Below are 6,900 nucleotides of genomic sequence, written 5' to 3' on the forward strand. Positions count from 1 at the left end.
CATATTCTTATTCTTGGTCTCCGTCAGGCGGAACTTCGGCGACAGCCACAGGACTTGGCGCAGGGATTTACACGGTATCTATAACCGATGCAAATTCGTGTACAACAACACAGAATTTCACAATCACAGAACCAGATGCTTTAGTGGCAACTGCAGATTCTCAGACAAATATTGCTTGTCATGGTGACAAAACAGGATCGGCGACAGTTGGCGTTACAGGCGGAACTGGAGCATATTCTTATTCTTGGTCTCCATCTGGCGGAAGTTCAGCAACAGCAACAGGACTTGGCGCAGGGATTTACACGGTAACTGTAACCGATGCAAATTTGTGTACTACAACACAAAATTTCACAATCACAGAACCAGATGCTTTAGTAGCATCAGTAGATTCTCAGACAAATATTGCTTGTCATGGCGACAAAACAGGATCAGCGACAGTTGGAGTTACGGGAGGAACAGGAGCTTATACTTATTCTTGGTCTCCGTCAGGCGGAACTTCGGCGACAGCTACAGGACTTGCCGCAGGAACTCACACTGTAACCGTTACAGATGCAAATTCTTGTACAACAACACAAAATTTCACAATCACTGAACCAGATGCGCTAGTTGCAACAATTTCACAAACAAATGTTTCTTGCTACAAAGGAAATGATGGAAGCGCTTCAATAAATACAATTGGCGGAACAGGGTCATATACCTATTTATGGTCATCAAAGGTTGGAAACGATGCTACTGCAAACGGACTTACAGCTGGAACTTATACAGTAACAATTTCAGATTCAAATTTGTGTTCCGTTACAAAAACATTTGTGATTGAAGAACCTGCTTCTTTTGAAGTAAATACAATAGCGGCATCAAATTTAACTGTTTCTGGAGCGTTTGTTTCTGGGACTATTTCTTCAGAAAATAATGATGGAAAATGTTTGACTGAAACCGGTTTTGTTTATGCGCTTAATTCTAACCCAACAATTGCTGATACTAAAATTAGTACTGGGACTTCATTGGGATCAATTTCATCAACTCTTGCAAACTTAAAAGGCAATACAACTTATTATGTAAGAGCTTATGCCATAAACAGCAACGGATTTGTTGTGTATGGAAATGAAATTAGTTTTACAACAGATAAGTACACGCTTTATATTACTGCTTCGGCTGAACATAAAAAAGTATTTGGAACAACGGACCCAATTTTTAATTATTCGGTTTCAGGACTTGCAAATGGAGATACAAATGCGATTATGACTGGATCTCTATCAAGAGAAGCAGGCGAAAATGTTGGGAAATATAACATTACCGCAGGAACAATTAATGCTGGTAACAATTACAAAATTGTTTTTGAAAGTGCCGTTTTTGAAATCACAAAAGCAGATCAAATAATTACTTGGAATCAAGATTTAGAATTTGGCTGTGATAGTGAAAATACGCTCTCATTAAACGCTGTTTCAAATAGTGGATTGCCAATAACTTATGAGGTTGCGAAAACAAATATTGCTGTCGTTTCAGGTTCTGATTTAGCGATTAAAAATTCAGGAAATACGTCAATTACAGCATTTCAAAATGGGAATCAAAACTATAATCCAGCAACTACAATCGTTAAATCTATAGAAGTGACACAAGGGGGATTAATAACACAACATTGGTCTAATGTTCTGTTCTTTGACAATAAAGATAAAGATTTTGTTTCTTGGCAATGGTATAAAAACGGGATTGCAGTTTCGGGCGCAACGAGACAGTATTTTGATGAAAATCAAGCATTAAAAGGAACTTACTATGTTGTTGCAATCGATAAAAATGGAAACGCAATTAAATCTTGTTTGTATCAAATTACCGGGGAAACATTTGCACAAAACATTAAAATATTTCCGAATCCTGTAAAAGCTTCAAGTGAATTTATCTTAGAATGTAATTTTAGTGAAACACAGCTTAAAGGAGCTGTTATAACCATCTTTGATATTACTGGAAAAGTAGTTCAAACGGTTTCTAATGTAAAAGCTCAGAACCAAATTTTAGCACCGTCGCAAACTGCTGTTTATGTCGTAGTACTTACGTTATCAAATGGTGAGCATAAAACAATTAATATGTTGGTAAACTAAAATGAGTTTTAATAATAAATCAATGAAAATGAAATTTAAAATAGCAATAGGAGCATTTTTATTATATAGTTCTATTCAAGCACAAGAAGTTACAGTCAAAGTTAGTGGAGGGCAATCTGGAATTCTTTACGAAAGTTCTTTAGGAAATGGTGATATTAAATTTGGTGGAGGTGTAGGAGTAGGGTACACATTTTTCTTAAATAATCATTGGGGAATCAATACCGGTGTTGACATTCTTTACAATCAAAACAGCTTTAAATTAAATGAAGGAACAATGATTACTTCGAATGAAGTAGATGATCAAATGTCGGCATTTGAATATAGAGTAACTCCAAAAAATTATCAAGAAAAACAGCATTTTGTTTCCTTTGCAGTTCCAGTTCTTTTACAATACAGAGCCTCAATTTCAAAGCAATCTCAATGGTATGCGGGTATTGGAGGAAAAGTTTTATTTTCGGGAAAACAAAATATAAAAGCTTCTGCCAATGAATTACAGTTATCAGGTTATTATCCAGATGCAGATCTTGTGGTTGATGATCTTCCTTCACACGGATTTGGAACGGTAAGCAATTGGCAGGATAAAACCTCAGTTAATCTGAAAACTACTTTTTTAGCGAGTTTAGAAACCGGAATAAGTTTTAAGCTAAAAGAAAAAATGCAATTATACACCGGAGTTTTTGCTGACTATGGATTTTCAGATTTAGTTAAAAACACTGAAAATTCCAATATTGTTCCGTATAACCCAAACGGAATTGAAAACACACAAGCAAATGGTGTTTCGGGAAATAAAATGATTGTACAGAAAAGTAATTATTTTGCTGCAGGAATTCAAATTAAATTAGGATTTTCAATGCTTGCAAAACCAAAAGGAAAAGCAAAGTAATTAATATCATGTAGAACATTAAAAAATATTATCTAAAAGAAAACGGTGTTATTTCATTATGAAGTAACACCGTTTTCATTTTAATTAAACGCGCTGTAATCCATCGTGCCATTTTCTTTTAACAAAATTGTATAATTATAAATTCTGCTTATCTGTTTGAATTTATATGTTGTTTTGGCTGTTAATTTATTGGTTTTAAATCTTTTAATTAACTAATTGTGTGATTATTTAGTAAGAATTTATTACCTTTAAGTTACTGTTACAGATAAAATTAGATTGATATGCTCTACGTTTTCTTTTGTTTTTAGCAGCAATAACTGTTGAACAAAAAATAAGGGGAATGTATAAGAAGCATCAATTTTATTGTGTTACGCCAGAATGGCAGCAAAAAATGGCCGAATCTCTAAACGGAACATTTTTAGACGAGAAAATGATAATTTTTCCAGAATCTTTAGGAAAAGGTCATACGTTTTTTATTCAGGTCACGCCTGGTATTGCCGTAATCGTTATGGATTTTGTATTATCATCTCAATTGAAAATTAATCGTATTGAAGATGATACGAATCGGTATGTAGTGCATTTTGATTTAAGTGATCAGGAAAATGAAATGCATTACTATAATACGACTTACAAAATTGGAAACAACCTCAAAACGGGGCTTTCTATATTTAAGAATCAGGGGAATTATCATTTTGAGCCAGCAACTGGCAAAAGAGTATTTGCATTGCGTTTATTTATTGATGAGCTTTTAATGAATGAATTAATAGAAAACAATCCTTCTAAGAAATTGATAGAAAAAAGAATAGGATTTGGAAAGCAAAAAAAATGCGTTGTTGATATTGACGGTGACAGTTTGTTATTACTCACTAAGTTGAAAGAAACTTCAATTGAAGATCCATCGTATGACGTAAATTTAAAAGGACTTTCTCTTCGGCTAGTCTCTAATGTCTTGCTTAAACTAGCAAAAAAATCCAAAAAAGAAATTGCAAGCAAAGACATCGACGGTATATTAAAAGCGGAACAATTTATATTGGATAATCTTTATAATTCATTCCCATCAATACAAATGCTAGCTCAAATTGCATGCATGTCTGAAACGAAATTTAAAACGTTATTTAAAAAACATTTTAAAAAGACTTCACAAAAATTCTTTCATGAGGAAAAAATGAGCTTGGCCCAAAAAAAAATGCAAAGCGGAGAGTACACCACATTAACTGAAATAATTCAAGAGTTAAATTACTCTCAGTTGAGTCATTTTTCAACACTTTATTTTAATTTTTTTAGCCGAAAACCATTGCAAGATTTTGTAAAAAAAAGTAAGCAATAATATAAAAGAGAAACAATCTTATTAATTCTCAAAATTATTTTAAAATTTAATAAAAACTAATTATGCTTTTTTACCAAAGTCAAGGGAGATATGCCATAATGTTTTTTAAATGTTGAAATGAAATACGAGTAACTTCCAAAATTTAATTTTTCGGCTACTTCAGAAATAGTGTAATTTTTTTCTAAAAGAAGTTCTTTGGCTCTAAAAAATTTGGTATTCGTAAAAAAAGCATTCGGTGTAATTCCAGTAATTTTAAGAAATAATTTTTTAAATTTTGTTTCAGACATATGTGCTTTAGAGGCAAGAACAGAAATTGATGGAAAAAAATCTTCGACAGTATCAAACAAAAAGTTTTGTATAGTTATAATATTCATTAAGTCTGTGTAATTCACTTTTTCAATTACAATTGTGTCATTGATCATTTGAGACAAATAATCTGAAATTAATAAATGAACTGAAGCAATAAGTCTTAAATTAAAAGTGCTATCAGTAACTAAATCATTTTGCAGCTCTTTTAAAACAAGGTTGCTTTTTAAAGAAATTCTATCAAACTTAATGAATACATTTTTATTTGCATCCATTATTTTGTCTATGTTTTCATGAAAAGCGGTATTTTTTTTTTGCGTACTGTTTTATCTTAAGCTTCTTTATAAAAACACATATAACGAATGTTGAACTTCCTTTTTTAACTTTATAGGTTCTTTCAAATGCACCGTCGATAATAGATAAATTGTATCCAAATCGTTCTATGCCTTGAAAAATGTGATTGGCGTTTTCTGCTTTGTTTTCAGTTAAATCATAGTAGAAGCCAATAAAATCATCTTTTAAATTTTTTTGTACAAATTGTAAGTCAGTATTGTATTTGACATTGATATATAAAACAATAGCATCCTCACCACAATCTGCAATATATCTTACACCTGTATGTATTTCTTCAGGAACTATTATAAAATTACCTACAATTTTCCCGCCTAATTGTTCAGCATATGTTGCTGCCCAGTCAAGATCTGCTCCAAATGAATGTTGAACAATTTTCATATGTAAATGATTTGCTATATAAAGATACAATAAAATAATATAACTGTAATGTGTTGAAATAGTGAATGTTATTCATTTTGTTATAACGTTTTTTATTCATATTTAATTTTTGAGCAAATAATTATAAATAGTAGTGATCATTTTATAAAAGTATCCATTATACTAAATATTTTTATTTTGTAAGACAAAACTTTCAATACCTATTTGTAATAAAACACTTGCAAGCCTCATAGAGGTCTGATATTCCACTTTGGTCTTATTTTAATGTTTTTACGACTCAATTTAAATGTACTAAGCATCGCTCTTGACTTAATTTTGCCGTATCAAATTAATGTTTAGAAAGAATTTGTCTATCTGAGTAATAATAATTTAGGATAGGATTAAAAATTGCATTTTGTTTTTTATGCAATAAAAAGAGACCATAATTTAATATAATTTTTTGCGACTATCGATGAAAAAAGTAATCCAACATTTTGGTGCCGACTTAGATTGGGTTGATTCATATGCGAAACAATTCGGAGGCAAAGTTACAGGGAATTCAATAATAGTTCCTGACGAAATACATACAGGAGAAAAATATTATCTGTCATGCGGTGAGGGAATTGTAGCTTTTTATGTCGATGTAAAATATCATATTGATTTATGTTTGATTCAAAAAAATTTGAAAGACGATTTTATTGCCCTTTTTTATAATCTTTCAAAATCCGAAAACGAATTAACCTGCGGGGGAAATTCAGATCCTATTGGTTCTTGGTCTTATAACTTGTCATTAATTGATAGTTCATCAGATTTTCAGTTTGATATAAGAAAAGGGAGTGAAGTTTTTGTTTTCTGCATTTTTATTAAAAAGGAACAATTACTATTATTTTCACAAAAGAACAAATTATACAGTGAAAGAATCCATAAAATTTTATACCCAGCTGAGAAAAATCTAACAGAATGGGATAGAATGAGCAACGAATGTTTTAGGGTTCTTGATGATTTAAGAAAACAAAAAAAAGGTGATATCCTTTTTGATCTTTCTATGATAGGGACAGTCAATATTTTGTTGTCTGATTATTTAAGTAAAATTGACAAAAACGAAACAATCAGAAAACAATTCAATGAGTCAGATTTGTTCAATATTATTCAATCACAACGTTTTTTGATACAAAATTTGGAGAATCGTTTTCCAGGAATAGAATATCTAGCAAGCGAAGTAGGCATGTCTGAAACAAAGTTTAAAAACTTCTTCAGAAAAATTACAGGTTACACCCCATATACCTTTTTTTTAAACAATAAACTTTTTAGAGCAAAAGAACTTTTGGAAACAAAAGAACTGACAGTTGAAGAAATTTCTTGGAAATTAAACTTTTCTACAAGCTCAGTCTTCTCTTCTAAATTTAAAAAGCAATTTGGGATATTGCCAAAAACATATTCTCTTCAATTATAAATATATGGTAGAATTAAAACATCATTACTCTCATAGGGTTGATTGGTACACTGCAAATTCCAGTGATATTGACCACCCAATTCCAATTTAAAGTGACCACCTGATTCCAATTCAAAATGACCACCTA

Annotated in this window: 6 protein-coding genes; 4 read left to right on the forward strand and 2 right to left on the reverse strand. The window is 31.3% G+C overall.

From position 1 onward, the window contains the following. From FND99_RS20050 to FND99_RS20060, 3 genes are all read left to right on the forward strand, one after another. Positions 1–2,093, forward strand: a 2,093-nt coding sequence (locus FND99_RS20050) for an MBG domain-containing protein (RefSeq protein WP_144339703.1), incomplete at its 5' end; no start/stop codon positions are given. Between the two features lie 28 nt (positions 2,094–2,121). Then, positions 2,122–2,976, forward strand: a complete 855-nt coding sequence (locus tag FND99_RS20055; RefSeq protein ID WP_162615582.1) for an outer membrane beta-barrel protein — start codon at positions 2,122–2,124, stop codon at positions 2,974–2,976. A 298-nt stretch (positions 2,977–3,274) separates the two neighbouring features. Beyond that, complete coding sequence (locus tag FND99_RS20060; protein WP_144339705.1) at positions 3,275–4,303, forward strand: helix-turn-helix domain-containing protein; 1,029 nt, start codon at positions 3,275–3,277, stop codon at positions 4,301–4,303. Between the two features lie 56 nt (positions 4,304–4,359). Here the strand turns inward: FND99_RS20060 and FND99_RS20065 are convergent, their stop codons facing one another. Both FND99_RS20065 and FND99_RS20070 read right to left on the reverse strand, forming a co-directional pair. After that, a complete protein-coding gene (locus tag FND99_RS20065) occupies positions 4,360–4,884 on the reverse strand; it encodes a helix-turn-helix domain-containing protein (protein ID WP_144339706.1) in 525 nt (174 codons plus the stop codon). A gap of 16 nt (positions 4,885–4,900) precedes the next feature. Next, positions 4,901–5,341: a hypothetical protein gene (locus tag FND99_RS20070; protein ID WP_144339707.1), complete on the reverse strand. Its 441-nt coding sequence runs from the start codon at positions 5,339–5,341 to the stop codon at positions 4,901–4,903. A 451-nt stretch (positions 5,342–5,792) separates the two neighbouring features. Here FND99_RS20070 and FND99_RS20075 point away from each other — a divergent pair, with 451 nt between their 5' ends. Beyond that, positions 5,793–6,773: a helix-turn-helix domain-containing protein gene (locus tag FND99_RS20075; protein WP_144339708.1), complete on the forward strand. Its 981-nt coding sequence runs from the start codon at positions 5,793–5,795 to the stop codon at positions 6,771–6,773. Positions 6,774–6,900 lie beyond the last annotated feature (127 nt).

The sequence above is a fragment of the Flavobacterium daemonense genome (genome assembly GCF_007341385.1).
GTDB classification, from domain to species: Bacteria; Bacteroidota; Bacteroidia; order Flavobacteriales; family Flavobacteriaceae; genus Flavobacterium; species Flavobacterium daemonense.